Genomic DNA, 212 nt, shown 5'->3' with positions numbered 1-212 from the left:
TAGCGGATAGTACCGTGAGGGAATGGTGAAAAGTACCGCGGGAGCGGAGTGAAATAGTACCTGAAACCGTGTGCCTACAAGCCGTGGGAGCGTCGCGCATCAAGTTTACTTGGTGCGTCGTGACTGCGTGCCTTTTGAAGAATGAGCCTGCGAGTTTGCGGTGTGTTGCGAGGTTAACCCGAGTGGGGAAGCCGTAGCGAAAGCGAGTCCGA

1 rRNA gene is annotated in these 212 nt (G+C 55.7%); it reads left to right on the top strand.

The features are described 5' to 3' along the window. Nucleotides 1–212 (top strand): 23S ribosomal RNA (locus ADK57_RS19865); the annotation flags it as partial.

Origin of the sequence: Streptomyces sp. MMG1533 (assembly GCF_001279775.1) — a bacterium.
Taxonomy (GTDB): domain Bacteria; phylum Actinomycetota; class Actinomycetes; order Streptomycetales; family Streptomycetaceae; genus Streptomyces.
The sequence above is the reverse complement of the archived record's forward strand: the minus strand, read 5'-3'. Positions and strand labels throughout refer to the sequence as shown.